Genomic DNA, 24,479 nt, shown 5'->3' with positions numbered 1-24,479 from the left:
ACATACAAGACGAACGGCGATGGCAGCTGGCCAGCCATATCATTTTTTCTTATACCCCCATCGTCAAACCGTATTAGCCACCACCTCCCCCTCGCCCTACACTGAGCTGGCCGCCCACACGCGGCAATTCCGCCTGCACCGGGCGCGCCTTACCGGGCGCCGTTTTGTGCAGACGTCATCTGAAACACCCTTTTGGAGACAGCCATGTCCGTGACCACGGAAAACGGCTCCGCAGCGTTCGCCAGAAACGCCGGTGCCGCGCCATCTACGCCCCCCGACACTTCCCGTTTGACCACCGTCAGCCTCGACGACAAATACACGGCCACTTCCGGCGCCATCTTTTTATCGGGCATACAGGCCCTGGTGCGCCTGCCGATGATGCAGCGCCTGCGCGACCAGGCAGCCGGCCTGAACACGGCCGGCTTCATTTCCGGCTACCGTGGCTCGCCCCTGGGCGGTCTCGATGAAAACCTGTGGAAAGCCAAGAAGCAGCTGGAAGCGCACCACGTGCAATTCGTGCCTGGCGTCAATGAAGACCTGGCCGCCACCGCCGTCTGGGGTTCCCAGCAAGTCGACTTGATCGGCCCGGCCAAGTACGACGGCGTGTTTGCCATGTGGTACGGCAAGGGCCCCGGCGTGGACCGCTGCGGTGATGTCTTCAAGCATATGAACCACGCGGGCACCTCGAAACTGGGCGGCGTGCTGCTGGTGGCCGGCGACGACCATGGCGCGTATTCCTCGACCCTGCCGCACCAGTCCGACCATTTGTTTTCGGCCTCGATGATTCCCGTGCTGTACCCATGCAATGTGCAGGAATACCTGGACCTGGGCATCCACGGCTGGGCCATGTCGCGTTTTTCCGGCTGTACGGTGGCCTTCAAGGCGCTGGCCGATACGGTCGAATCGTCGGCCTCCATCGACGCCGACCCGTTCCGCGTGGAGGTGAAAATTCCGCAGGATTTCGTCATGCCCGAAGGCGGCCTGAACGCGCGCCTGTCCAGCATTCCGCTGGGCCAGCAAGCACGCAACCAGGAAGCGCTGATGCAGGATTACAAGATCTATGCGGCGCTGGCCTACGCGCGCGAAAATAAGCTCAACCACACCACTATCGACAGCCCGAACGCCAAGCTGGGCATCATTGCCTCGGGTAAATCTTACCTCGATGTGCTGGAAGCGCTGGAAGAGCTGGGCATCGATGAAAAAATGGCGGCCGAGGTCGGCATGCGCCTGTTCAAGGTGGCCATGCCGTGGCCGCTGGAACCGGACAGCGTACGCGAATTCGCACAAGGCCTCGATGAAATTCTGGTGGTCGAAGAAAAGCGCCAAATCGTCGAATACCAGCTCAAGGAGCAACTGTACAACTGGCGCGACGATGTGCGCCCGCGCGTGATCGGCAAGTTCGATGAAAAAGGCGAATGGGTGGCGCCACGCGGCGAATGGCTGCTGACGTCCAAGGCGGATTTTTCCGTCTCGCAAGTGGCAAGAGTGATCGCCAGCCGTATCGCGCGGCTGATTTCCGACCCCGTCACTTGCGACCTGATCAAGGCGCGCCTGAGCTTTCTCGACGCCAAGGATGCGGTCCTGAAAAAAGCCGTCAACACGCCCTTCCGTCCTGCGTTTTACTGCTCCGGCTGCCCGCACAATACCTCGACCAAGGTGCCCGACGGCAGCCTGGCGCTGGCCGGCATCGGCTGCCATGTGATGGCCACTTCCATCTATCCGGAAATGAACAAGCTGACCACCCACATGGGCGGCGAAGGCGCGCCGTGGATAGGGCAGGCGGCGTTTTCCAGCATCCCGCACGTGTTCCAGAACCTGGGCGACGGCACCTATTTCCATTCGGGCTACCTGGCCATCCGCGCAGCGCAAGCGGCCAAGGTAAACATCACGTATAAAATTTTGTACAACGACGCCGTCGCCATGACGGGCGGCCAGCCGGTCGATGGACTCATCACCGTGCCGATGATGGCGCAGCAGGTGGCGGCCGAAGGCATCGCCCGCATCGCGCTGGTGACGGAAGACCTGAGCCGCTACAGCGACCGCAGCAATCTGCCTGCCCACCTGACCTTGCACGACCGCAAGGACATGGACGCCGTGCAGCGCGAACTGCGCGAAGTACAAGGCGTGTCGGTATTAATCTACGACCAGACCTGTGCGGCGGAAAAACGCCGCCGCCGCAAGAAGGGCGAATACCCCGACTTGCCTAAGCGCATGGTGATCAACGACGCCGTCTGCGAAGGCTGCGGCGATTGCGGCGTGCAATCGAACTGCGTGTCGATCTTGCCGAAAGAAACGGAATTCGGCCGCAAGCGCACCATCGACCAATCCTCGTGCAACAAGGATTATTCCTGCGCCAAGGGTTTTTGCCCCAGCTTCGTCACGGTCGAAGGCGGCAACCTGAAAAAGACCAAGACCGGTGCCGGCAAGAAAGATGAAGTGGACAACTTCGGCCCCCTGCCCGAGCCGGTACTGCCGGTCTGCGATGCGCCGTATAACATCTTGATCAACGGCATCGGCGGCACCGGCGTGATCACCGTCGGCGCGCTGATGGGCATGGCGGCCCACCTGGAAGGCAAGGGCGCGTCCGTGCTGGACATGACGGGCATGTCGCAAAAGAACGGTTCCGTCACCTCGCACGTGAAGATTGCCGGCTCGCCGGCCCGCATCCGCGCCCAGCGCATCGCCACCGGCGAAGCGGACCTGATTTTAGGCTGCGACATGCTGACGGCTGGCGCGCAGGACGCCGTCTCGAAAATGCGTCCGGGCCGCAGCCTGGCCGTGGTCAACCTGCACGAGCAGCCACCGGGCACGTTTGCGCAAAACGCCGACTGGCAATACCCAACGGCCGAAGTGCGCCAGCTGATCGAAGAATCCGTGGGCGGCGCCGATGCGGCCGATTTCATCGACGCCACAAAATTGGCCACCGCGCTGATGGGCGACTCGATCGCCGCCAATCTGTTCATGCTCGGCTACGCCTGGCAAAAAGGCCGCATTCCCTTGACGCAAGCATCCCTGCTGCGCGCCATCGAATTGAATGGCGTCGGGATCGAATCGAACAAGAAAAGTTTCCTGTGGGGCCGGCGCGCCGCGTTCGACGTGCGCCGCGTGACGCAGATCGCCACGCCGTCGCAAGCGATCATCGTGCAAATGCCGCAAAGCCTCGATAGCGTAATCAAGAAGCGCGTGGAGTTCCTCACCAGCTATCAGAATGCCGCCTATGCAGATGGTTATTTGACCCTGGTCAAGCAGGTGCGCGACCGCGAAAACACCCTGGGACTGGGCCAGAAACTGTCGACTGCCGTCGCTAAGTCCTACTTCAAATTGCTGGCCTACAAGGATGAGTACGAAGTGGCGCGGCTGTACACGGATGGCCGGTTCGTGGAGCAATTGCAGCAGCAATTCGAAGGCAATTTCTCCGTGAAATTCAACCTGGCGCCACCGCTGTTTGCCAAGAAAGATGCCAAGGGCCACCTCGTGAAAGCCGAGTTCGGTTCCTGGATGTGGCGCGCCTTCCAGCTGCTGGCGAAAGCCAAGGGCTTGCGCGGCGGCGCCTTCGATGTGTTCGGCTACACGGCCGAGCGCAAGATGGAACGCGCCCTCATCGTCGAGTACCGTGACATGCTGGCCGGCCTGCTGGTCAATATGACGGCAGAGAACCACGGCACCTGCGTGGAACTGGCCAGCCTGCCCGAAAAAGTCCGCGGCTTCGGCCACGTCAAGGAAGCCGCCGTTGTGACTTACCGCAAGGACAAGGCGAGATTATTGGAGGTATTAGCGCAGGGCAGCAAACACGCGGCATAAAGCAGTAGCTTGAAAAACAAAAACGCAGAGTCCAGGCTCTGCGTTTTTTTTGCTCAATCGGGGCAGCGCCCCACTGTCGCTCCCGGCAACAGCACCGGTTGCCAGATTTCCTGCAATTTTTCGGGCGGCGTGCCGGCCAGCAGGGCTTGCAGCATTTCGACCATCTTGGCGCCTGCGCGCGGCAGGTCGGGCTGGTCGATGGTGGTGACATTGATGCCGATCAAGCTGTCTTCCAGGCTGCCCCAGACGATCACCGAGATGTCCTTGCCGATCTCGATGCCGGCATCCATCAGCGCACGCACGGCGCCCATGCCGGACAAATGGTTGTCGACTATCACGGCTGAGGGGCGTGGCGAGCACGCCAATAATTGCTGCATGGCGTGATAACCGCTACGCCGGTCCAGGGTATTGTCGAGCATATAGCGGGGGTCGGGCTGCAGGCCCGCTTGCGCCATGCCACGCATAAAGCTTTCCTTGCGCTCCAGGGCGAAATGCAAATCCAGCGGTGCACTGAGCAGGGCGATGCGCTGGTGGCCATGCGCCAGCAGAAACGTCAGCGCCAGGTCGATGCCGGTGTCGTTGTCATAGTCAAAATACGCATACGGCGCATCAACGCGCGTGCGGCCCTGGGCCACGAAAGGAAAACCCACACGCGTCAGATAGGCGATGCGCTCGTCACGCACGCGGGTGCGGCACACTACCAGGCCATCGACCTGGCGGCCCAGCACCAGGGTTTCATAAGAAGCCAGTTCATTTGTCTGCGATACCGGGGCGATGATCAAACTCATCTTTGCCGCTTCCACCGCCTCGGACATGCCATTCACGACGGACAGGAACAGGCTGTCGCCCAAGTCGCCGGGCAGCAAGGGATAAATCATCCCCAGCACATTGCTACGGCCGACCGCCAGGCTGCGCGCCAGGGGATTGGGCCGGTAGCCAACCTTTTGGGCGGCGGCCAGGACGATTTCACGGGTGCGGGAATTGACTTCCGGATAGCCGTTCAACGCCCTGCTGACTGTCGTTTTCGACATGCCGAGGGCAATTGCGAGGCTCTTGAGATTCATGTATTAACTACCTGTCTGTCTGACAAATAAAACCAACTCTGGCCCAAGATTATAGCCGAGCCCGTCAAACAAGCCACGCCTCAGCAGTTAGCCGATTGGTAGGAAAACAACGATATAAACGTGATGGAAAAGGGCTTTTTCTGACGACAGGTACGCTTGAGTCCGCATGATGGGCCACCGTGCATGCATGGTTTTCATGGAAGCGGGAAGAAGCAGGCACTTACTCTCGGCACGAGACTTGCCAAACGTAGCTACCAGGATGGCAATGTTTTCTGCCCACGATAGAATTATCAATAAAGCATAATTTACTGGAACTATGCGAGAATTTATCCTAATCTTGATTTTGGTAAAGTAAGCAGGCTGGTGTTCCCGTCTATCAATACACGCTTGCCGCTACCGGCCGCTTTCGCCCCACCCTTTACTAAGGTGACCAACGTGGTAACGCTAACTTCCGTCAACAATCTACAGGCATCGCTGGCAACGGCGCAGCAGCGCGTCGAGCAGGGTCAAAACCAGGTGCAGCGCGACAGCGAACAGCTGGCGCAAAGCCGTCAGCAGCTGGTGAAGGAACAGGAACAGTTGCGCGATACCGAACGCAGCAGCCAGCAGGCGCGGGCGGACGCCGCGCCTGCCATCAAGCAGCCACAGCTGGACAGAGCCATCGAAATCCCCGTCCCGCCGAAACCGGCGCAGACACAGCCGCCGGGAGGACAACTCAACAGCATCGGCCAGACCATAGGCCGCCTGATCAATACCACTGCTTAGTCTATTCGCTCAGCTCTTGCTGCAACACCGGCAACCACCATTTCTCGCCGCGGTGCGGCTGCTTCAACGCCAGGGCTTCGCCCATCTGCGGCGTGGTGATTTCCACGCCCTTCTTCTCGGCCAGGCCGGCGATGCGGTCGAACGGTTCGTGCCATACATGCAGGCCCAGGTCGAAGGTGCCGTTATGCACGGGCAACAACCATTTTCCCTGTAAATCCAGGTGCGCCTGCAAGGTTTCTTCCGGCTGCATATGGATGTCCGGCCACTGTTTGTCGTAGGCGCCCGTCTCGATCATGGTCAGGTCGAAGGGGCCATATTTTTCGCCGATTTTCTTGAAGCCATCGAAATAGCCGGAATCACCGCTGAAGAACACGCGCACTTCGGGCGCGTCGATGACCCAGGAAGCCCACAGGGTCTTGTTGCCGTCAAACAGGCCACGGCCCGAGAAGTGTTGCGACGGTGTCGCCACCAGTTTCACGTCAGCAATCGTCGTGCCTTGCCACCAGTCAAACTGCTGCACCTTCTCCTTCGGTATGCCCCATTCCACCAGGGTATCGCCCACGCCCAGCGGCGCGACGAAGTGTTCGGTCTTGGCCGCCAGTTCCAGCACGGCAGCATAGTCCAGGTGGTCGTAATGGTTGTGCGACAGGATCACGGCCTTGATCGGCGGCAAGTCAGCAATGCTGATCGGCGGCTGGTGAAAACGTTTCGGTCCGGCCCACTGCACCGGCGAGGCGCGCTCGGAAAACACCGGGTCAGTCAGGAAGAACTGGCCATTGAGTTTCAGCAGCAGGGTCGAGTGGCCAAGACGGAACAAGGTATTGTCGGGCGCGGCCAGCAATTGCGCCTGGGTCAGGGCTTGCACCGGCACCGTCTTGGTGGGCACGGTGCCGTCCGGCTTGTTGAAGAAGAACGTCCACATCAGCTTGGCGGTATCCGCCGTGCCCAGCTTGAACATGGGCACAGGATTACGGAATTTGCCTTCATGCTGCTGTGCCGAAGCAAGGTTGGCCGCAGGCTGGGCGCGCAGGGTGCAAGAACTCATGATGATCAGGATTCCCAGAAATAGAAGATGGTGCAAGAACATATGGTGCCCAGTCAGTAGAAAACAAGATGTAATTTACACTACACAGTGTAGTTCCTATTTTCAGCAAAGTAAACCAGGAGGTGTAAAATATTGTTTTTAAAGGAGATTCACTGCCATGTCCTCACCGCAACGCTTGACCGACCGCAAGCGCGTAGCCATCGTCGATGCCGCCATCGCCGAGTTCCGCACAAACGGTTTTGATGCGACCAGCATGGACAAGATTGCCGCCACGGCCGCCGTTTCCAAGCGCACCGTGTACAACCATTTCCCCAGCAAAGATAGTCTATTTGCGGAAATCTTGCAGCGGATGTGGGAAGGCAGTGCGGCACAGCCGGCAGTCGCCTACCAGGCAGATCAGGCATTGCGGCCACAAGTGATGGAACTGGTGCAGCAAAAAATGGCCTTGCTGGCCGATGAGCATTACCTCGACCTGGCCCGCGTGGCGATGGCCGAAACCATCCATTCGCCGGAACGGGCGCAAGCGATGGTGACGCGCATGGATGAAAAGGAAAGCAGTCTCAGCCATTGGATACGCGCGGCGCAAAAAGATGGCCGCCTGAAGCAGGCCGACATGCATGATGTCTCGCATCTGCTGCTGGCGCCCCTGAAAACTTTTGCCTTCTGGCCGCAGATCATCCTGGGCAAACCCATGCTCACTGCCGCCCGGCGGCTGGAAGTGATGGATATCGCCGTCGATATGTTTCTTTGCTACTACAGCGTGACCCCACAACCAGCATAAACAAACCCAGGAGGCAGGCATGACGATCACCCCGGACCAGCTCGCAGTACTGATGCAGGAAGTGGAATTGTCCGATCCCATCGACTTTGCCGACCTGCCCTTCGATGAACAAGAGTTGCGCAGCCTGATCGCCAGCCATTTATGCGAAATGGCCGATGCGATGGAAAGCTTCACGCCGGAAGACCGCAATCTGGCCTTGCTGGCAGTGGCCGCCAAACTGGTGCTGGAAAACCTCGTGCTGCACGTGCAATTGCTGCGCCGCCACGACTTGCCCGTGAGCGATAGTGTGGCGGCGTTGCTGCAACGTTTGCAAGACGGCAAACGTTAGATCGCAGGCTTTATTTCAGATTAATTGCTGTCAGGCTCGATGTTCCCACGAAGTTAGACGCCACCGCGCGGATATACAGCACGCCATTACGCGATAGCGCCAGCTTGCCGCCCACACGGTAGCTCCAGACTACTTTCTGACTAGCCAAATCCAGCGCATACGTAGCAGTTTCGCCGGCGACAAACAGCAAGTTATTGGTAACGATCACATCGCCGCCAAAACGTGCCTCATTCACGGCGGACAGCGGCCAGCTCCACAACACGGCGCCAGTTGCAATACTGCGCGCTTCCAGCGCTGCCGTCGCCTGGTTACCCACGTACAACACACCTTGCGCCGTCACCGGCTGCGTGGTGAACTGGCCATTGACGGTCCAGCGCAGCTGGCGGCTGTCCGTATCGACCAGGCTCAGACTATTATCAGTTGAGGAACCGGCAGCCGAGCGCTGGTTGAGCAACAGCACCGTATGATCATCAGGCAATACCGGCGCCTGGCGCAGGCTGGACTTGTTCAGGCCACTCAGTACTTGCCCTGGCACCGCCAAGCTCCATTGCTGCGCACCAGAAACACGATTGAAGGCCCGCAAGGTGCCTGCTGTATTACTGTACACCGTGCTGCTATTCACGGCTGGCGTCCACTCATCCACACTAGCCGTTATCGGCAATCCCAGGCTGGTGGACCACAGATTCTGGGCCGTCGAGGCGTCAGCATTGATCACATCGTCATTGCCGCCGATATACACATTGCCCCCAGCCAAGGTCGGCGCTGTCAGCGGCGAAACGGCGGACAGCAAACCTATGCTTTGTGGCTGCTTGGCATTCGCCAACTGGGCACCACTGACGGCATCGAAGGTATACACCTTGCTCGTATCGGTCGCGGCCAGGCGCGTACCTGACACGCCTGGTGCCCCATGCACAACGCCCGGCGCTTGCGATGTGCGCCACTGCACTGTGCTGTCCAGCTCCGACAAGGCCGTCAGGCTGGTGGTGTAAATGGTTTTGTTCGGATCCTGGCTATCGATGCTGGCCTGATCCATCGAAAAATACACGAAGCCGTTGGCAGCGACAACGGGGCTCAGCCGGTTATATTTTCCTGCACTATCGTATTGCCAGGTCCAGCGGCGCGCGAAGCTAGCGGCGTTCAGGCTGACCGGTACCGCACCTGTATGCGCGGCGTTGCCATTCGTACCTTCCCAATCGCCCGCACCGGGCAGGGGCGCCAAGGCAGAGAGATTGCCTTTCAATGGCGCCACCGTCACCTTGTATGCCATGGTTTCAGGCAAATCATTGTAGTTTATCGGGAGTAAGTTCAGCGTTGAAAGCGTGATGTTGCCCGTGTACGTGCCGGGCGCCAAGCCAGTTGCCGGCCTGAACGTGAAACGCCAGGTGTTATCCGATAGCTTTTCCTTGTCCACACGATCAAAGACGGCGACGCCGTTGGAGTCGCTCGCCTTCCATTCCGGGCGCTCGGCAAGGTCACTGCTGACCACGACATGTATATCCCCACAATTTTCTGCGGGCGCCATATTGCAGTTGCTGCTCACTTCAGACAGATGCAGCACATGACGGTCTGTCGGCCCAAAGACGCCACCGCCACCGCCACCACCACCACCGCAGCCCGCGATGGATAACAAGCTCAATAATACGAGGGGCAAGGCGATGGGCCGGAACGCGTATTGAATAGGTGTAATCATTAATCTTCCATGTAAGAGCTTTCTGCTTCGCCAACATGGCGAAATACCAAAAGTCCATTGCCTGTTTTAACATGAAAGACTTCTTGAAAAGTCACACTTTCTATCCAAAAAGGAAATTTTTTTGTCACTCGCGGCGTACGGCCCGTACCTGCAAGGTGATGTCCGCTTCGGCCACCGCCACGCAGGGCAGGATGTAACCGTCAAACCGCTCATCGGGACTGACGCCGGGCCAGTCCACCGTGTAGCGCACCTGGCCTGCGGGCATATGGCACAGGCAAGTGCGGCAAGTACCGTTGCGGCAGGAGCTGAGCAGGCGGATGCCGGCCAGTTCGGCGGCAGCCAGCAAGGTGGTGCCGGCTTCTGCCGTGAATTGCCAGCCTTGCGGCATCAGGGTGATGGTGTAGGAGCGCATGCCCCAGTGTAACAAATCAGCTGGTGAGGCTGGTCCAGACCGCACCCTGCTGATGGCTGCGCAGCACCGCTTCGGCAAAGGCCAGCCCGGCCACGCCATCGTCCGCCGTGGGCAGCCAGCGCGCTTCCGCCGGTACCGGCTTGCCCGCCTGCAAGGCGCGGATGCTGATCGCCGCATCCAGATACAGTTGTGCGAACGCTTGCAGATAACCTTCCGGGTGGCCGGCCGGCACCCGCGTGGCGTGCGCGGCGGCGGCACTGTGCACGCGGCCCGGGCGCAGCAACTGACGGTTGCCGCCCTGCGGCGTGAACCACAAGGCGTTCGGCTCTTCCTGATCAAAATCCAGCTGCGCCTTGCTGCCGAACAAACGCAAACGCACCGTGTTTTCACAGCCGGTCGCCACCTGGCTGGCCCACAGGGTGCCGCGTGCGCCATTTGCATAGCGCAGCATCACCTGCACGTGATCGTCCAGTGTGCGCTGCGGAACAAAGGTCGACAATTCCGCCAGCAATTGCTCCGGCGTCTGGCCGCTGACAAATTGCGCCAGGTGATAAGCATGCACACCCACGTCGAGCAGGGTGCCGCCAAAACCGGCTTTTTGCGGATCGTTGTGCCAGTTGCCCTCTGCCATGCCGCCAGCGGGAATCGCCTCGGCCAGCCAGTCTTGCGAATACTCCACCTGCACCAGCCGCAGTTCGCCGATCTCGCCCGCCTCGACCATCGCCCGCGCATGGCGCAGCAATGGGTAGCCGCTGTAAGTGTGCGTCAGCGCAAACAGCAAGTTTTTAGCTTGCGCCAGCGCAGCCAGCGCCCGTCCTTCGGCCAAAGAAATACCCAATGGCTTGTCGCAGATCACGTGGATACCTGCTTCGAGGAAAGCTGTCGCCACCGGCGCATGCAAATGATTCGGCGTGACGATGGCCACCGCTTCGATGCCATCGGCGCGCGCGCTTTCCGCCAGCGCCATGGCCAGGTAATCGCTGTAGCAACGATCCGGCGCCAGATGCAACTCTGCGCCGCTATCGCGTGCACGCTGCGGATCGGACGACAAGGCGCCCGCCACCAGTGCATACTGGTCATCGATGCGCGCGGCAATTCTGTGCACGGCGCCGATGAAAGCACCCTGCCCGCCCCCTACCATGCCCAGCCGTATCCGTCGCTGCATCGCGCCTCCTTAGCCCAAGCCGAGCAAATGATTGATCTGATGTTGATCCACAGCGCTGCCCGCAAAATCGTCAAACGCGCGTTCCGCCACATGAATGATGTGCTCGCGGATGAAGCGCGCGCCTTCGGCCGCACCATCTTCCGGGTGTTTCAGACAGCATTCCCATTCCAGCACGGCCCAGCCCGAAAAGTTGTATTGCGCCATCTTTGAAAAGATCGCCTTGAAATCGATTTGCCCATCGCCCAGCGAGCGGAAGCGCCCGGCCCGGTCTTGCCAATCGCCGTAACCGCCATACACGCCCTGACGTCCGTTAGGCCGGAATTCCGCATCCTTGACGTGGAAAGCCTTGATGCGCGCGTGATAAATATCAATAAAAGCCAGGTAGTCGAGCTGCTGCAGCACGAAGTGGCTGGGGTCGTACAAGATCGAGGCGCGCGGGTGATCGTTCACCGCAGCAAGAAAGCGCTCGAACGTCACGCCGTCATGCAAGTCTTCGCCCGGATGCAGCTCATAACACAGGTCCACGCCAGCCGCATCGAACGCATCGAGGATGGGCAGCCAGCGCCTGGCCAGCTCGGCAAACGCCGTTTCCACCAAGCCAGCCGGGCGTTGCGGCCACGGATACAGATAGGGCCAGGCCAGCGCGCCGGAAAACGTCACGTGCGCCTTCAAGCCCATGCGTTGCGATGCTTTTGCCGCCCACAGCAATTGCTGCGTGGCCCAGGCCGTACGGGCAGCCGGATCACCACGCACGTGCTCCGGCGCAAAGTTGTCGAACAGCGCATCGTAGGCTGGATGCACGGCGATCAGCTGGCCCTGCAGATGCGTGGACAATTCCGTTGCCTGCAAGCCATAACGGGCCAGCAAGGCCACCACCTCATCGCAATACTGCTGGCTGGCCGCCGCCTGCTCCAGGTCAAACAGCCGTGGCGCCGTCGGCAATTGCAAGCCCTTGTAGCCCAGGCCCGCCGCCCATTGCGCCAAGTGTTCCAAGGTATCGAACGGCGGCTCTTCGCCGAGAAACTGGGCCAGGAAAATGGCCGGGCCCTGGATGGTTTTCATGGGAAATCCTTACGCCCCGGAAAACGACTCCCGGGGCAGTGACATTAAAAAGGCGACTTTGGAAAATAAAACTGCTTGGCATTGTCGCGTGTAATCAGCACCGAGGGAATGATCGTGTTGGCCGGCAGTTTCTCGCCTTTCAAGCGCGCTTCCGTGGTCAGCTTGATGGCGTCGTACATGAACTTCGGCGAGTACGATACATCGGCCACGATCAGCGGGTCGGAACCATCCATGATCTTCTTGACGGCGCCCTTCGCGCCCGCGCCGCCAAACACTTGCTTGATATCCGTGCGCTTGGCTTGCAGAATGGCTTTTTGCACGCCGATGGCCATGTCGTCATCGGCCGCCCATACGGCGTCGATGTGCTTGAAGCGGGTCAGGTAATCCTGCATGACCTTGAAGGCATCGTCGCGGTTCCAGTTGCCATATTTGGCGTCAAGTATCTTGATGTCCGGGTGGCCCTTCATGACGCTGTTGAAGGCGTCGAAACGCTCATTGTCCAGGGTGGTCGGCATGCCGCGCAGCACCACGATATTACCCTTGCCGTTCAGGCTCTTGGCCAGGTACTCGGCCGGCAACTTGCCAAAAGCCGTATTGTCGCCAGCGATATACGCATCTTGCGCCTCGGTATTGGTCAGGCCACGGTCGACCACGGTCACATAGACGCCCTTGTTTTTCACTTGCGCCACCGGTTGCGTCAGCGAAGCCGATTCAATCGGGAAAATCACCAGGGTATTGATCTTGTTGACGGTCAACATATCCTGCAACTGATTCGCCTGCTCGGGCGCCGTGGCGGCCGTCTTGACGATGATTTTCAAGCCCGGATGGGCTTTTTCCAGTTCCGCCTTGGCCTGGTTGGCCCACCAGACGATGCCCGAGGTAAAGCTGTGGGTGGCGGTGGGAATCGCCACGCCCACCACCAATTTATCAGCAGGCGCTGCCGCCTGCGCGTTTGGCAAGGCCCACGCCTGCATCACCAGCACTGCCATCCCTGCTACACGAATAAAGCTTTTCATGCTGCTCTCCTCCAAGGTTGTGGGCGCCCGTTGGCTGCCCTTTCAAAAGACCGCTGTTTTTTATTTGCGGCCCCGCTGCAGGAAGGCGACGGCGATGATCACCACACCTTGCACTGCGGCATTCAGGTAGACGCTGATGATGCTGGTCAAATTCAGGATATTGCTGATCACGGAGAGCAGGATGGCGCCGATCACGGTGCCGATGATGCGTCCCTCGCCCCCTTTCAGGGCCGTGCCGCCCACCACCACGGCAGCGATCGCTTCGAGTTCCCACAGCAGCCCCGTGGTGGGGGTGGCCGAGCCCAGGCGCGGCACGTACAGCACGGTGGCGATGCCCACGCAGACGCCCAGCAGCATATAGGTGAGGATTTTTACGCGGTCGACATTGATGGCCGCATAGCGCGCCACTTGCTCGTTGGAACCAATCGCCTGCACATGGCGGCCAAACGTAGTGCGGTTCAGGATCACGGCGCCGGCCGCTGCCACCAGCAAAAAGATCCAGATCGGTATCGGCGCGCCCAGCACGCTGGTGTAATACACCGGGCTGTACAGGTCGGACAAGGTGGCATCCAGGGTCAGGGCGCCGCCATCGGCCAGGTACGTCAGCACGGCGCGGAAGATGCCCAGGGTGCCCAGGGTCACGATGAATGGTTCGATATTGCCCTTGCTGATCAGCAAGCCATGCATCAGGCCAAAACCCGCGCCCAGGATCAGGGCCATGGCGATGCCCAGCACCAGCATGGTCAACGGCGCCAAATCGCCCGCCACCCCTTGCGCCAGCTGGTTCATGAAATAAATCATGCAGCCGGCGATCAGGGCCGCCATCGAGCCCACCGACAGGTCGATGCCGCCGGAAATAATCACAAACGTCATGCCGACGGCGATGATGCCGATGAAGGCCGTGCGCGTGAGCACATTCATCATATTGTCGATGGTGGCGAAGTCGCCATTGAGCAAGGTGCCCGCGATGCACAGGGCCAGCAGGCCCAGCACGGGACCAAAGCCCTTGATGCGCGCACCCAGTTTGCCCAGGGAATTTACGGTAGTGTCAGTGCGTGCCGGTTGCATGGGCAATCAACTCCTCTTCAGTCAGGTGCTCGGCGCCGAGCGTGGTTTGCAAACTGCCTGCGCGCATCACCGCGACGCGGTGGCACAGGCCGATCAATTCAATCAGTTCGGAAGAAATCACGATCACGGCGCGCCCTTCGGCGGCCAGTCTGTGGATCAGGAAATAGATGTCGCGCTTGGCGCCCACGTCCACGCCACGGCTGGGCTCGTCGAGCACGATGACGCGCGGATCGGAATGCAGGTATTTCGCCAGCGCCAGCTTTTGCTGGTTGCCGCCCGACAACATGCGCGCGCGGCTCTCCAGGTCGCCCGTGCGGATATTGAAATCCTGCACCGCCGTGGCCAGCGCCGCCTTTTCTGCTTTCACGTCCAGCCAGGGCGCGGCGTAGCGTTCCATCGTCATCATGGTCAGGTTTTCACGCAAACCCAGGTTCACATGCAGCCCTTTGCCCTTGCGGTCTTCGCTCAGATAGGTCAAACCATGCTGCATGGCTTGCTTGGGCGTGCGGATATCGACCGGCTTGCCATTCAGGCTAATCGTGCCGGCGCTGCGCGAGCGCAAACCCAGCACGGCTTCAAACGATTCCGTGCGCCCCGCGCCCACCAGGCCCGCAAAGCCCAGCACCTCGCCGGCCCGCACTTCGAACGATAATTCTTTCGCCCAGCCCGGCACGGACAGACCATCGACTTTCAGGAGCACCGGCGCGTCCGCCGCCACCGCCGTTTTTGCAGGAAACATGTCCGACAATTCACGCCCCACCATCAAGTTCGCCATTTGCTGGCGCGTCAGGCTGGCCGTCAGTTCGCGCGTGACGAAACGCCCGTCGCGCATGACGATGACTTCATCCGTATTGCGCTCGACTTCATCAAGCTTGTGGGAAATATAGAGGATGGTGACGCCGTCGGCCTTCAGTTGCGCCATCACGGCAAACAGGCGCTGCGTCTCGGAAGACGTGAGCGTGGCAGTGGGTTCATCCATGATCAGAAAGCGGGCGCGGCGCGATAAAGCCTTGGCGATCTCCACCAGTTGCTTCTCCGCCACGATCAGGTCGCGGATTTTCGTATCGGGAGAGATATCCAGCCCTACCTGGCGCAGATAGCGCGCCGCTTCCTGCTTCATCGCGGCTTCGTCGAGCAGCCAGCCCCGCGTTTTTTCATGGCCCAAAAACATGTTCTGCGCCACCGTCAGGTGTTCGGCCAGGTTGAATTCCTGGTGTATCAGCACGATGCCGGCCGACTCCGCCGCGCGCGAACTGCTAAAACGCTGCGGCTGGCCATCGATCAGCAATTGCCCTTCGCTCACGGCTTCATAACCGGCCAGGATTTTCATCAGGGTCGACTTGCCCGCGCCGTTTTCCCCCAGCAAGCCGTACACGCGCCCCGGCGACAAGCTAAACGTGACGCCATGCAAGACGCGCACGGGACCGAAATCCTTGCAGATGCCCTCAAAACCGACAGCAACGCTCACTATGCACTCCCTCGCAAAACCAAGTTATGGTTTAACAACACCCCAGGCACTTGCGCCGCCGGGTCCGCCAGGCGCTGCAGCAGCAAGCGCGCCGCCGTCTCGCCCAGTTCGCGCATCGGCTGCGCAATGGTGGTCAGGCCCGGATCGATTTGCGCGGCAATCGCGATATCGTCAAAACCGATCACGGCCACGTCTTGCGGCACCCGCTTGCCCAGCTGGCGCAGCGCACTCAGCACGCCGATGGCCAGCGTGTCCGATACGGCAAAGATGGCCGTGGGCGCATTAGCTTGCGCCATCATGTCCAGCGTGGCCAGCTTGCCCGCTTCATAGTCCAGGCTTTGCACCGTGCTCAGCCATTGCGGCGAAACGGGCAAGCCGGCGCCGGCCAGCGTGTCCAGATAACCCTGCTGGCGTTGCCGCGCATACAGGTAGCGCTCATCGGAATTGATCAAGCCGATACGCGTATGTCCTCGGGACAATAAATGCGCGACCGCCTCGGAGGCCGCCCGGTGATTGTCGATGCCCACATAGGGCACGGCCACGCCGGGATCGAATTCGCAGCAGGCCACCCACGGCAGGCTGGCCGATTCATGCGACAAGGCATGCTGCACCGTGTCGGGATCGAGGCAGATGGCGCCATCGGCGCGGTGCATGCGCAGCAAATCAAAGTAGGAACGTTCGCGGCCCGCATCGGCACCCGTATCGCACAGCAACACGAAATAACCATGCTCGCGCGCCACCGTATCGATGCCGCGCACGATCTGGGCATAGAAAGGATTGCCCACGTCCGGCACCATGGTCAGCAGCATGCGGCTCTCGGCCGTGCGCAAGCTGCGCGCCAAATGGTTCATGCGGTAACCGAGCGCCGCCACCGAAGCCAGCACCTTGTCGCGCGTGGGTATGCGCACCCCGCTCTGCTGATTCATCACGCGCGACACGGTCGCCACCGATACCCCGGCATGCGCGGCAACGGCGCTGATGGAGACGGCAGAGTCTGGCGGCGGCTGATTCGGTACGACGGGTGGCATGGGATTTCTTTATAAATGTAATCGATTACATTTATAAGCCAGGCAGCAAACCGATGCAAACATTATCGATGGTGCGATGCGGCAGGAACGGCCCTGTCCGGGCCGTTGGAAAAGCTTAGTTGTGGGGCGGGAGCGGCTTGTGCTGCACGGCAAAACCGGCGCGCAAGGCCGACACGGCCGCCGTCCACAAGATCAATCCAGCGCCCAGGCAACCGCCCGGATTGACGGGACCATGGCGCAAGGTCAGGGGGTAGCCGATGGCCCATACACACAGCGCCAGGCCGATGGCCACATGGCGGCGGGCCTTGAACAGCCAGGCCAGCGGAAAGAAATGCAGGCCGACGATAAGGATAACAGCGGGAATGAACCATGCCTGCCATCCCATATTCTTGAGCACATTACCGACGATAAAAATGGCAATCCACTGGACCGCGTTGATGATGTTGAACAGCCTGCCCGAACGCTTGGCCTCGGGCGTGGCTTCCTGCGCCTTGTGGGCGACGCGGTTGCGGCTGAACTGGCGCCAGGCCAGCATGAACAGGAAAGCAGCAATGGCAGCGATCGGCAACACCTTGAGCGGCTGTGGACCATAGCTTTGCACACACCAGGCCGCCACCCAGGCGCCGCCGAAAATGGAAAAGAACATGGCGCCGATGGCGCTGCCGGCGAGTGTCGCGGATGGGTTCAAGGCTTGCATGGTCATGGCGTATCCAGCGGTGCGGTGGCGTAAATAGTGTGTGATTGTGGATAGGAATCATCCCATATCCGCATCTGCTTTCACCACTATTTTATGGCGACACACGCCGAAAGCGCATGCGCCAGTTCAGTTCCCAATGGCCCCCGCCATCGTCACTCATCGATTGCTCCCAGCAAGGCGTACCGCTAGCAACATCGCTCCAGGTATAGCGCACGCGTATCGGCCGCCCATCGAGCATATCCTCGCCCTCGAAGACGCCCACGCCGGACTCGAACTTGCCCACCACGGGTGGCTGCAGCAAGCCATTGGCAGCAAGTCCACCGGTTTGGTTATCGAGCCAATAGATGCTCCAGCACTGTGTTTGCGGATTAAACAGACGCAAGGACAAGCCGACGAAATCTGGCTTCCAGTGAGCGGCAATATAGTCGTCATAATTGCCTATGCCTGCGGGCAAAGCTTGATTACACTGGGTAGCGCTGAACTCTTCCCATTCATGACTACCCTGCAGCCGATGTTTCAGCCTACGGTTTTCCACATGCCACTGTCCCAACAGAAAATCAAAATCGTGGATGCCATTCACGTGCCGAACTTTTGAAAACTGATGCATTTTTCCTCCTCCGTTGCAGTAGTGGCTATGATAGGCAGCGCGACCGTATGACACCATGCAGGTTCGAAGGAATTCCTCTGCGGAAGGGGACAGTTTTGAAGTTTTTTTGGAGTCTATGCCTTGAATGATGCACTGGATGCCTATGACCGGAAAATTCTCTCCCTGCTACAGGAAAATTCCCGCCTCAGCTACTCTGAAATCGGCCGCCGTATCCACCTGACGGCGCCCGCCGTGACGGAAAGAGTCAAGCGCCTGGAAGAAACTGGCGTGATCGGAAAATTCTCGCTACAGCTCAACTTGCGCGCACTCGGTTACAGCTTTGAAGCCTTCATCAATATTACGGTGGAGTCGCACGATGCACTCGATGCCTGGGCGGCAGCGCGTCCGGAAGTGCTGGCCCTGCACGCCACCACAGGCAACCATTGCGCCTTGATACGCCTGGCCCTGAAAAGCCCGGAACACCTGCAGGCATGCCTGAAGTCGCTGGGACAAGTCGGCAAGACCAGCACCTCGATGGTACTGTCATCGCAATGGGAGGATCGCAACCGGCTGCCAGCCGATCAGATTGCCTGAACGACTGGCATACGCCACACGCAAGGTGATTCGTCTATTCCAGCATCGCGCAAAAGGTATCGGGATTACCGTCGAGTATTACGCCGCTGGGCCAGCGGTGGCTGCGTTTTTGTGCGCGCAGCAAGGAGGCGGCCAGGGCCGAGTCGCCATCGGCGCCGTACACGAAGACGGGCATGTCCAGGTTGGCGGCGTCGCCCAGCAAATGCGGATTGGCGTCCAGGCTGCGCGCATCGATGTGCACGCCGATGGGCATGCCGATCTGCTGCTGCATGCGCTGCAGCCAGGCTTTGTCCAGCTTGGGCGGACGAGCCCCCTTCGCGGCAAGGCGGCTGACCTTGCTTTCGCCAGCCGCCTGGGCCTGGCGAGGGTCCAGCACGACCACGCCCAGATAACCTTGCGGATCGGCACGGCGGGCGCAGACGAGGTTGTTCGGCACGCTGGACGTCAAGAACCAGTTGCCATGCTTGATGTTGCTGCGCAACTGCGCCACCAGGGATTCCACCGGCGCACACGAGGGCGCCACATCCTTGATTTCCGCATTCAGGGTTTTCTCGGGAAACGCCGTGGCCAGGTCGGCGATGTCGGCCACGAAAGGCGGCGTTTCCGCCGTCAACGCACCGTGATTTTTCATGCGGGCTACGCGCCAGTCATCGCTGTCCATCTGCTTGACGGCGCGCGGCTGGCCCGTATCGACCACCCTGCCCGTCAGCAAGTCGTGGTAAGCCACCCAGTTGCCATCAGCCAACAGTTGCAGATCCGTCTCAACCCCATCCCAGGTGCCGAAATACGCATTGCGCAGCGCACTCAATGAATTCTCTGCTGCATCTCCAGCACCGCGATGGGCGTGTACCTGCATGCCCATACAATCGGCGTGGGCAACCGTGCTGAACATGCTCAACAGCAGCGCCAGCGCGGCCGTCTTATTTTTTTTCTGGCTGATCAACATAGTTCTATCCCTGTAAACGTGGCGGAAATTTTCTCATATGACAGGGGGAATCCCTAGCTGTTTATCTGTTTGACAGCATAGTCGGCGGCCTCGGCACGTTCAGGCTGACTCAGTTACACTGTTTGCCACCTTCCAGCGGAATCGACAACATGGGCGAACAAAAAAGTACACTAGCCACGCAGCAACTTGCAACCGGCCAGCAGCTACACCAGGCAGGCAAGCTGATCGAAGCCATCAACGCTTATCAGGCGGCCTACAAGCTTGATCCAGGCCTGGCCGAGGCCCAGCATGGCCAGGGACTGGCGATGCTGCAACTGGGCCAGCACGCCATGGGCCTGGGACTGATCAAATTGTCTCTCAAGCAACAACCCGGCAACGCCCTGTTTCATTACAACCTGGGCAATGTACTGCGCGCAACAGACAGCGAGGCAGCGCTGGCCAGCTACGCCACGGCTGCCCGGCTGGCGCCAGGGGAACACGATTTCGCCATCCTCCATTCCGAGTTGCTGCTAGGCAAGCAACGCTTGCCGGAAGCCATCGCCGAACTGGAACGCGCCCACGCCTTGCGCCCCGAGCGCTGGCAAAACCTGCAGGGGCTGGCCGAACTGTATTACCGTACCGGGCAGAAAGAACTGGCGCTCGCCCGTTATGCCACCGGTCTGGTCCTGCACCCGGCCATGGCGCAAGCCTGCCGCATCGGCTTTGCCAGCCCGCAAGCGCAACAGCCCGAAAAACTGAGCGCGCTGGAGGTCGCCAATGAAGTGCGCGGCTTCCTGCAGGATATCGATCTGCACATCATCGACGACTTCCTGCCCGACCCGGCCGCCTGGCGTGCCCATGCACTCACCCTGCCCTTCGCGCCGCAGCGCTATGCGGGACAAAACTATCCGGGTAGCCAGACGGAAGGCCAGCCTTGCCAGGACATCATGGAGCGCATCGCCACCGCCCTGGGCCGCGAGATCCTTTTCATTTCACCCGACAACGCGTCCTACCGCCTCAGCCATGCCGATGCGACGGCGCGCACCGATATCCACGTCGATAATGAAACGGGGAATAATTTCCAGTTTTATGCGGGCGTGCTGTATCTGAACCCACCCGAACAATGCAGCGGCGGCACCACCTTCTGGCGCCACCGTCCCAGCGGCTGGACGCGGCGCCTGCCGGAGGCCGACGTCAAGGCGGGCGGCTACCCCAGCTTCAAGGAATTCCAGAAACGCTGGCTGCCCAACAGCAAGGTGCAGAAATTCAACGAACTGCAAGCCCAGCGCGACAGCTGGGAAGCTTTGCTGGAAGTGCCCATGCGCCACAACCGCTTGATTGTGTACAAGGGCCATTACTTTCATTCGATCAGCAAGGTGTTCGGCGACACGGCCGACAATGGCCGGCTGGTGCAACTGTTCTTCTTCGAAGTGCCCGAATCAGACCAGCCGCGCTGATCAGGCATCGGTGGTAAAGCGGTACACCGTTTGCGTCTGATACGGTGTACCTGGCCGCACTATGCAGTCAGGAAAATGCGGCTGGTTGGGGGAATCCGGGAAATGCTGGGTTTCCAGGCACAGGGCGCCGCGACGCTGCAGCGGGCCCTGCTTGCCATGTTGACTGTCATCAAGAAAATTACCCGTGTACAGCTGCACGCCAGGCGCTTGCGTGTACACCTCCAGCACCCGCCCCGAGGCAGGATCGCGCGCGGTGGCCGCCAGGTCCAGCGACGAGCCTGCCTTTTTATTGAGCACGAAATTATGGTCGTAGCCATGGCCAAAACGGATCTGTTCATGCACCGCATCAATGCCGGCGCCGACCGCCGTGGCACGGCGCAAATCAAACGGTGTGCCAGCAACATCGGCCAATTCCCCGGTGGGTATCGAGCCGGCATCGACGGGCGTGTAGCGGTCTGCCGCGATCATCACTTCATGCGCCAGGATATCGCCCTGCCCCGCCAGATTGAAATAACTGTGATTGGTCAGATTGACGGGCGTGGCCTGGTCCGTCGTGGCGTGATAACGCAAGCTCAAAGCGTTGTCGTCGTTCAATTCGTAGACCAGGGTCACGTCCAGCCGGCCCGGATAACCATCTTCGCCATCCGGGCTGCTGCGGGTCAACACGATGCCCGCCGCCCCCTCTTTTTCATAGGCTTCGGCAGACCACAGTACCTGGTGAAAACCTTGCTTGCCGCCATGCAAATGATTGACACCGTTGTTGACGGCCAGGCTGTAATCGCGGCCATCGAGGCTGAAGCGTCCGCGTGCAATGCGGTTGGCAAACCGCCCCACCACGGCGCCCAGATACCAGTTATTGCTCAGATACGGTGCGATGCCATCGAAGCCCAGCACCACGTCAGCGAATGCACCATGCCGGTCTGGCGCATGCACGGCCTGGATGATGGCGCCAAAGTCCAATACCTTGATGCGCAGGCCCTGGCGGTTAACCAGGGTGTAAGCAGTCACCTGCGTGCCATCGGGCAATACCCCGAACGGGGCTGCACTGACAGAGACAGACGGGGAAGTCGCAACACGGGTCATGGCATCTCACAAGGTCATGGTTGATGAATGGCTAGAAACATCATAAACCAAGACCTTGCGGCCAAGAAAATTTAATTATTTAGCAAATAATTGCACCACACCCGTCATATTGATCTCGCCCAAACCCTGCTCGATAGCCTGCTGGAACACACCATGCGCAGCCGTGATGGTGGGAATAGATTCGCTATCGCCCGCCGCCGCAACGGCATAGCCGAAATCCTTTTCGATCAGCGTTATCGGAAATTGCGGAGCGAAATTGCTGCTAAGCATGGTCGACACCAGCATGTGATTGACGGGCGCCCATACCGGCGTAGCCGAGATGGCTTTCAAAGCCGTTTCCACGTCTGCGCCATTGCGCTTGAGCAAACCAATCACTTCGGCCAGCGCCGTCACCTGTATGCCCAGCAGGGCATTGGTGGACAGCTTGGTCAAAGCGCCATTGCCGACCGGACCCACCAGGTGCACGGCAGCCCCCATGGCCTTGAGCAGCGGCTGGCAACGCTCCAGGGTCGCGGCATCGCCACCGGCCAGGAAAATCAGTTGCCCCGCTTCCGCCTGCGGACGGGAACCGGCCACCGGCGCTTCGAGCAGATCGACGCCGTATTCAGCTGCCTGCGCATCGAGTTCGCGTATCCAGCCCGGCGTGACGGTCGAACTTTCGATGGCGATAGCACCCGCAGCCATGCCAGCCAGCGCACCATGTTCGGCATCCAGCCACACCTGCCGCGACGCGGCATCGTCGCGCAGCATGGCCAGCACGAAGTCGGCGCCCGCCACCGCTGCCCGCGGCGTTGCCGCCAACCGCGCACCCGCCGCAAGCAGTGTTGCCGCCGCTTCTGGCGTGCGGTTCCAGACGGTCAGTATATGGCCAGCCTTGAGAAGATTGGCCGCCATGCGCGATCCCATCGCACCCAGGCCCAGTACGGTAATGTTGCTCATGATGTTCTCCTTGAGATACAGCAAACGGTTAAGGCATGACGACGCCGGACAACAGCGCGCAAGCCGAAAGAAAACGTTCCTGGATGGCGATATCGCGTGCTGCCTTCAGCGCCACGGCAGGCCGTTGATGGTAAAAGTAGCCGCCCGTCAGCTGCGTTGCCGGGTCAATGCCGGCGGCCAGCCAGGCCTGCGTGCGTGGCGCCAGGTTCAGGTCATCGGGCGCGCTTGCACCGCCCATCTTGGTCGGCACCCAGCCCGGTTCCAGGCTATTGGACAGCACGCCAGGCCAGCGGCGCGCCACGGCAAAGGCCAAGAGCGCGTTGTGCAGCTTGGAATCGGAATACGCCTGCGTGCCATCCCACGGCCGCTGTTCCCACCTCAGGTCGTCCAGGGAAATATCGCCATGCTGATGCAGTTTGGAACTGATATAGACTAGGCGCTTGGGCGGCGTCACCAGTGCCGTCAGGATGTAGGGCGCCAGCGCGTTGACGGCAAACACATGCGGCAAGCCATCGACGGTGGCGATACGTTTGGGTTCCTGATAGCCAACGGCCGCGTTATGGATCATCGCGTCAAAAGCGCCCAGGGCATTGATGCGCCCGGCCAGCGCCCTGGTTTCGGCGATGCTGGCCAAGTCCCCGGCCAGCACCGTTTCGGCGCCCGGCACTTGCGTCATGGCGTGCTCCGCACGCGCTGCATTGCGGGCATGCAGCACGACCTGGTGGCCTTCAGCGACCAGCAGCTTTGCAGCCATCTGGCCCAGTCCGTCAGAAGAACCGGTGATGAGAATACGTGCCATTTTCTAACTCCAATCTGTCAGTTTCAAGGTAGCGACATGTCTATCTGAAAGTCAGAAGGCGCCGCGTTGAAAGTATTATGGGAGCGTGAAGATTGAATAGCGATAACATGAAAGGCATTACATTCATGCGCGAGAGGCAAGAACGAGGGTGCTCAGTTCCCAGCTGCTGGAAGGCGTGGACGTGCTGACGGCGGTGGTCGATACGCGCAGTGTTAACGGCGCCGCCGAAGTGCTGTACATGTCGCAATCGGGCGTAAGCCGGGCTGTTGCCCGCCTGGAAGCGCGGCCTATCTGGTGCGCTACGGCCATCCAGCTGCCCCCACCGAACTGGAAAATGGACAGCACCGCTGCATCCGGTTCCGCGAACCGGTGACCGGCCGGCCCTTCCCGTGGGAATTTCATCAGCGCAAGAAGCGACTGATCGTCAAACCGCAAGGCACGCTGACCGTCAACGACCCCGGCCCCCTCTACAGCACCTGCCTGCCCGGCCTCGGCATCGCGCAACTGCTTGAACTGGGTCTCGAGCACTACATCGCTTCAGGGCAGTTGATCCGCCGCTTCCCCGACTGGCCCGACCAGCGCTTCCCCCTGTACGCCTACTACCCGTCGCGGCATCATGTGCCGGCCAAGACAAGGGCATTGCTGGATTTTGTGGAGAGTTTGGTGCGGTGAGGAAAAGAAAGCGGGAAGATCGGGCGTTGAACGC

Annotated in this window: 23 protein-coding genes and 1 pseudogene; 8 read left to right on the top strand and 16 right to left on the bottom strand. The window is 60.2% G+C overall.

Going from position 1 to position 24,479, the window contains the following annotated elements; all coding sequences use genetic code 11:
* Positions 1 to 204 precede the first annotated feature (204 nt).
* Positions 205 to 3,801 (top strand): indolepyruvate ferredoxin oxidoreductase family protein, encoded by a 3,597-nt coding sequence (locus tag HDE72_RS00765; protein ID WP_183736768.1) that lies wholly within the window; start codon positions 205 to 207, stop codon positions 3,799 to 3,801.
* Positions 3,802 to 3,854: 53 nt separating this feature from the next.
* Here the strand turns inward: HDE72_RS00765 and HDE72_RS00760 are convergent, their stop codons facing one another.
* On the bottom strand, positions 3,855 to 4,865 hold the full coding sequence (locus tag HDE72_RS00760) for a substrate-binding domain-containing protein (RefSeq protein ID WP_183736765.1): 1,011 nt from the start codon (positions 4,863 to 4,865) through the stop codon (positions 3,855 to 3,857).
* A gap of 435 nt (positions 4,866 to 5,300) precedes the next feature.
* Here HDE72_RS00760 and HDE72_RS00755 point away from each other — a divergent pair, with 435 nt between their 5' ends.
* The gene (locus HDE72_RS00755) at positions 5,301 to 5,630 is read left to right on the top strand and encodes a hypothetical protein (protein WP_183736763.1); all 330 of its coding nucleotides are present in this window, start codon (positions 5,301 to 5,303) and stop codon (positions 5,628 to 5,630) included.
* Position 5,631: 1 nt separating this feature from the next.
* Here HDE72_RS00755 and HDE72_RS00750 read toward each other — a convergent pair whose 3' ends face one another.
* Positions 5,632 to 6,675 carry an MBL fold metallo-hydrolase gene (locus HDE72_RS00750; protein ID WP_183736762.1) on the bottom strand — a complete coding sequence of 348 codons (1,044 nt, stop codon included), beginning with the start codon at positions 6,673 to 6,675 and terminating at the stop codon, positions 5,632 to 5,634.
* Between the two features lie 157 nt (positions 6,676 to 6,832).
* Between HDE72_RS00750 and HDE72_RS00745 the strand changes: the two genes are divergently transcribed.
* Together HDE72_RS00745 and HDE72_RS00740 are read left to right on the top strand one after the other, a co-directional pair.
* Positions 6,833 to 7,456 (top strand): TetR/AcrR family transcriptional regulator, encoded by a 624-nt coding sequence (locus HDE72_RS00745; RefSeq protein ID WP_183736760.1) that lies wholly within the window; start codon positions 6,833 to 6,835, stop codon positions 7,454 to 7,456.
* Positions 7,457 to 7,475: 19 nt separating this feature from the next.
* Positions 7,476 to 7,784 (top strand): hypothetical protein, encoded by a 309-nt coding sequence (locus HDE72_RS00740; RefSeq protein ID WP_183736758.1) that lies wholly within the window; start codon positions 7,476 to 7,478, stop codon positions 7,782 to 7,784.
* A gap of 10 nt (positions 7,785 to 7,794) precedes the next feature.
* Here HDE72_RS00740 and HDE72_RS00735 read toward each other — a convergent pair whose 3' ends face one another.
* The 10 genes from HDE72_RS00735 to HDE72_RS00690 form a co-directional block, all read right to left on the bottom strand.
* Complete coding sequence (locus tag HDE72_RS00735) at positions 7,795 to 9,474, bottom strand: outer membrane protein assembly factor BamB family protein (protein WP_183736756.1); 1,680 nt, start codon at positions 9,472 to 9,474, stop codon at positions 7,795 to 7,797.
* Between the two features lie 124 nt (positions 9,475 to 9,598).
* Positions 9,599 to 9,886, bottom strand: a complete 288-nt coding sequence (locus tag HDE72_RS00730) for a 2Fe-2S iron-sulfur cluster-binding protein (RefSeq protein ID WP_183736754.1) — start codon at positions 9,884 to 9,886, stop codon at positions 9,599 to 9,601.
* A 16-nt stretch (positions 9,887 to 9,902) separates the two neighbouring features.
* Positions 9,903 to 11,051 carry a Gfo/Idh/MocA family protein gene (locus HDE72_RS00725; protein ID WP_260176340.1) on the bottom strand — a complete coding sequence of 383 codons (1,149 nt, stop codon included), beginning with the start codon at positions 11,049 to 11,051 and terminating at the stop codon, positions 9,903 to 9,905.
* Positions 11,052 to 11,060: 9 nt separating this feature from the next.
* Positions 11,061 to 12,113: a sugar phosphate isomerase/epimerase family protein gene (locus HDE72_RS00720; RefSeq protein WP_183736753.1), complete on the bottom strand. Its 1,053-nt coding sequence runs from the start codon at positions 12,111 to 12,113 to the stop codon at positions 11,061 to 11,063.
* Positions 12,114 to 12,157: 44 nt separating this feature from the next.
* Positions 12,158 to 13,129, bottom strand: a complete 972-nt coding sequence (locus tag HDE72_RS00715; protein WP_183736751.1) for a substrate-binding domain-containing protein — start codon at positions 13,127 to 13,129, stop codon at positions 12,158 to 12,160.
* A gap of 60 nt (positions 13,130 to 13,189) precedes the next feature.
* Complete coding sequence (locus tag HDE72_RS00710; protein WP_183736749.1) at positions 13,190 to 14,197, bottom strand: ABC transporter permease; 1,008 nt, start codon at positions 14,195 to 14,197, stop codon at positions 13,190 to 13,192.
* Positions 14,178 to 15,665, bottom strand: a complete 1,488-nt coding sequence (locus tag HDE72_RS00705; protein WP_183736747.1) for a sugar ABC transporter ATP-binding protein — start codon at positions 15,663 to 15,665, stop codon at positions 14,178 to 14,180. The genes HDE72_RS00710 and HDE72_RS00705 overlap by 20 nt, the downstream gene beginning before the upstream one ends.
* Positions 15,665 to 16,693 (bottom strand): LacI family DNA-binding transcriptional regulator, encoded by a 1,029-nt coding sequence (locus tag HDE72_RS00700; protein WP_183736744.1) that lies wholly within the window; start codon positions 16,691 to 16,693, stop codon positions 15,665 to 15,667. The genes HDE72_RS00705 and HDE72_RS00700 overlap by 1 nt, the downstream gene beginning before the upstream one ends.
* Positions 16,694 to 16,808: 115 nt before the next feature.
* Positions 16,809 to 17,396 (bottom strand): hypothetical protein, encoded by a 588-nt coding sequence (locus tag HDE72_RS00695; protein WP_183736743.1) that lies wholly within the window; start codon positions 17,394 to 17,396, stop codon positions 16,809 to 16,811.
* Positions 17,397 to 17,481: 85 nt separating this feature from the next.
* Positions 17,482 to 17,997 carry a hypothetical protein gene (locus HDE72_RS00690; RefSeq protein ID WP_183736741.1) on the bottom strand — a complete coding sequence of 172 codons (516 nt, stop codon included), beginning with the start codon at positions 17,995 to 17,997 and terminating at the stop codon, positions 17,482 to 17,484.
* A 120-nt stretch (positions 17,998 to 18,117) separates the two neighbouring features.
* Here HDE72_RS00690 and HDE72_RS00685 point away from each other — a divergent pair, with 120 nt between their 5' ends.
* Positions 18,118 to 18,570, top strand: a complete 453-nt coding sequence (locus HDE72_RS00685) for an Lrp/AsnC family transcriptional regulator (protein ID WP_183736739.1) — start codon at positions 18,118 to 18,120, stop codon at positions 18,568 to 18,570.
* Between the two features lie 34 nt (positions 18,571 to 18,604).
* Here HDE72_RS00685 and HDE72_RS00680 read toward each other — a convergent pair whose 3' ends face one another.
* Positions 18,605 to 19,516 carry a glycerophosphodiester phosphodiesterase gene (locus HDE72_RS00680; protein ID WP_183736738.1) on the bottom strand — a complete coding sequence of 304 codons (912 nt, stop codon included), beginning with the start codon at positions 19,514 to 19,516 and terminating at the stop codon, positions 18,605 to 18,607.
* Between the two features lie 149 nt (positions 19,517 to 19,665).
* On the opposite strand from HDE72_RS00680, the gene HDE72_RS00675 reads away from it, so the two are divergent.
* A complete protein-coding gene (locus tag HDE72_RS00675) occupies positions 19,666 to 20,952 on the top strand; it encodes a DUF6445 family protein (RefSeq protein WP_183736736.1) in 1,287 nt (428 codons plus the stop codon).
* Here the strand turns inward: HDE72_RS00675 and HDE72_RS00670 are convergent, their stop codons facing one another.
* The 3 genes from HDE72_RS00670 to HDE72_RS00660 form a co-directional block, all read right to left on the bottom strand.
* Positions 20,953 to 22,035, bottom strand: coding sequence for an aldose epimerase family protein (locus HDE72_RS00670; protein ID WP_183736734.1), 1,083 nt, complete (start codon positions 22,033 to 22,035; stop codon positions 20,953 to 20,955).
* A gap of 75 nt (positions 22,036 to 22,110) precedes the next feature.
* Entirely contained in the window at positions 22,111 to 22,974 is an 864-nt protein-coding gene (locus HDE72_RS00665; RefSeq protein WP_183736732.1) for an NAD(P)-dependent oxidoreductase, read from the bottom strand.
* Positions 22,975 to 23,002: 28 nt separating this feature from the next.
* Complete coding sequence (locus HDE72_RS00660; protein ID WP_183736730.1) at positions 23,003 to 23,773, bottom strand: SDR family NAD(P)-dependent oxidoreductase; 771 nt, start codon at positions 23,771 to 23,773, stop codon at positions 23,003 to 23,005.
* Between the two features lie 148 nt (positions 23,774 to 23,921).
* On the opposite strand from HDE72_RS00660, the gene HDE72_RS27925 reads away from it, so the two are divergent.
* Positions 23,922 to 24,146 (top strand): helix-turn-helix domain-containing protein, encoded by a 225-nt coding sequence (locus HDE72_RS27925; protein ID WP_221291122.1) that lies wholly within the window; start codon positions 23,922 to 23,924, stop codon positions 24,144 to 24,146.
* Positions 24,059 to 24,445: pseudogene (locus HDE72_RS00655) on the top strand (LysR substrate-binding domain-containing protein); the annotation flags it as partial. The gene HDE72_RS27925 and the pseudogene HDE72_RS00655, both read left to right, overlap by 88 nt.
* Positions 24,446 to 24,479 lie beyond the last annotated feature (34 nt).

Origin of the sequence: Janthinobacterium saanense (assembly GCF_014200675.1) — a bacterium.
GTDB lineage: Bacteria > Pseudomonadota > Gammaproteobacteria > Burkholderiales > Burkholderiaceae_D > Janthinobacterium.
This window is presented reverse-complemented; position numbering and strand designations above follow the sequence as displayed.

What these genes read in the sequence shown, in the direction of transcription:
- HDE72_RS00725 (WP_260176340.1), bottom strand. Translation starts at nt 11,051, where the DNA reads ATGCAGCGACGGATACGGCTGGGCATGGTAGGGGGCGGGCAGGGTGCT.
- HDE72_RS00700 (WP_183736744.1), bottom strand. Translation starts at nt 16,693, where the DNA reads ATGCCACCCGTCGTACCGAATCAGCCGCCGCCAGACTCTGCCGTCTCC.
- HDE72_RS00710 (WP_183736749.1), bottom strand. Translation starts at nt 14,197, where the DNA reads ATGCAACCGGCACGCACTGACACTACCGTAAATTCCCTGGGCAAACTG.
- HDE72_RS00715 (WP_183736751.1), bottom strand. Translation starts at nt 13,129, where the DNA reads ATGAAAAGCTTTATTCGTGTAGCAGGGATGGCAGTGCTGGTGATGCAG.
- HDE72_RS00665 (WP_183736732.1), bottom strand. Translation starts at nt 22,974, where the DNA reads ATGAGCAACATTACCGTACTGGGCCTGGGTGCGATGGGATCGCGCATG.
- HDE72_RS00765 (WP_183736768.1), top strand. Translation starts at nt 205, where the DNA reads ATGTCCGTGACCACGGAAAACGGCTCCGCAGCGTTCGCCAGAAACGCC.
- HDE72_RS00750 (WP_183736762.1), bottom strand. Translation starts at nt 6,675, where the DNA reads ATGAGTTCTTGCACCCTGCGCGCCCAGCCTGCGGCCAACCTTGCTTCG.
- HDE72_RS00735 (WP_183736756.1), bottom strand. Translation starts at nt 9,474, where the DNA reads ATGATTACACCTATTCAATACGCGTTCCGGCCCATCGCCTTGCCCCTC.
- HDE72_RS00670 (WP_183736734.1), bottom strand. Translation starts at nt 22,035, where the DNA reads ATGACCCGTGTTGCGACTTCCCCGTCTGTCTCTGTCAGTGCAGCCCCG.
- HDE72_RS00680 (WP_183736738.1), bottom strand. Translation starts at nt 19,516, where the DNA reads ATGTTGATCAGCCAGAAAAAAAATAAGACGGCCGCGCTGGCGCTGCTG.
- HDE72_RS00695 (WP_183736743.1), bottom strand. Translation starts at nt 17,396, where the DNA reads ATGACCATGCAAGCCTTGAACCCATCCGCGACACTCGCCGGCAGCGCC.
- HDE72_RS00740 (WP_183736758.1), top strand. Translation starts at nt 7,476, where the DNA reads ATGACGATCACCCCGGACCAGCTCGCAGTACTGATGCAGGAAGTGGAA.
- HDE72_RS00730 (WP_183736754.1), bottom strand. Translation starts at nt 9,886, where the DNA reads ATGCGCTCCTACACCATCACCCTGATGCCGCAAGGCTGGCAATTCACG.
- HDE72_RS00720 (WP_183736753.1), bottom strand. Translation starts at nt 12,113, where the DNA reads ATGAAAACCATCCAGGGCCCGGCCATTTTCCTGGCCCAGTTTCTCGGC.
- HDE72_RS00690 (WP_183736741.1), bottom strand. Translation starts at nt 17,997, where the DNA reads ATGCATCAGTTTTCAAAAGTTCGGCACGTGAATGGCATCCACGATTTT.
- HDE72_RS00675 (WP_183736736.1), top strand. Translation starts at nt 19,666, where the DNA reads ATGGGCGAACAAAAAAGTACACTAGCCACGCAGCAACTTGCAACCGGC.
- HDE72_RS00760 (WP_183736765.1), bottom strand. Translation starts at nt 4,865, where the DNA reads ATGAATCTCAAGAGCCTCGCAATTGCCCTCGGCATGTCGAAAACGACA.
- HDE72_RS00745 (WP_183736760.1), top strand. Translation starts at nt 6,833, where the DNA reads ATGTCCTCACCGCAACGCTTGACCGACCGCAAGCGCGTAGCCATCGTC.
- HDE72_RS00660 (WP_183736730.1), bottom strand. Translation starts at nt 23,773, where the DNA reads ATGGCACGTATTCTCATCACCGGTTCTTCTGACGGACTGGGCCAGATG.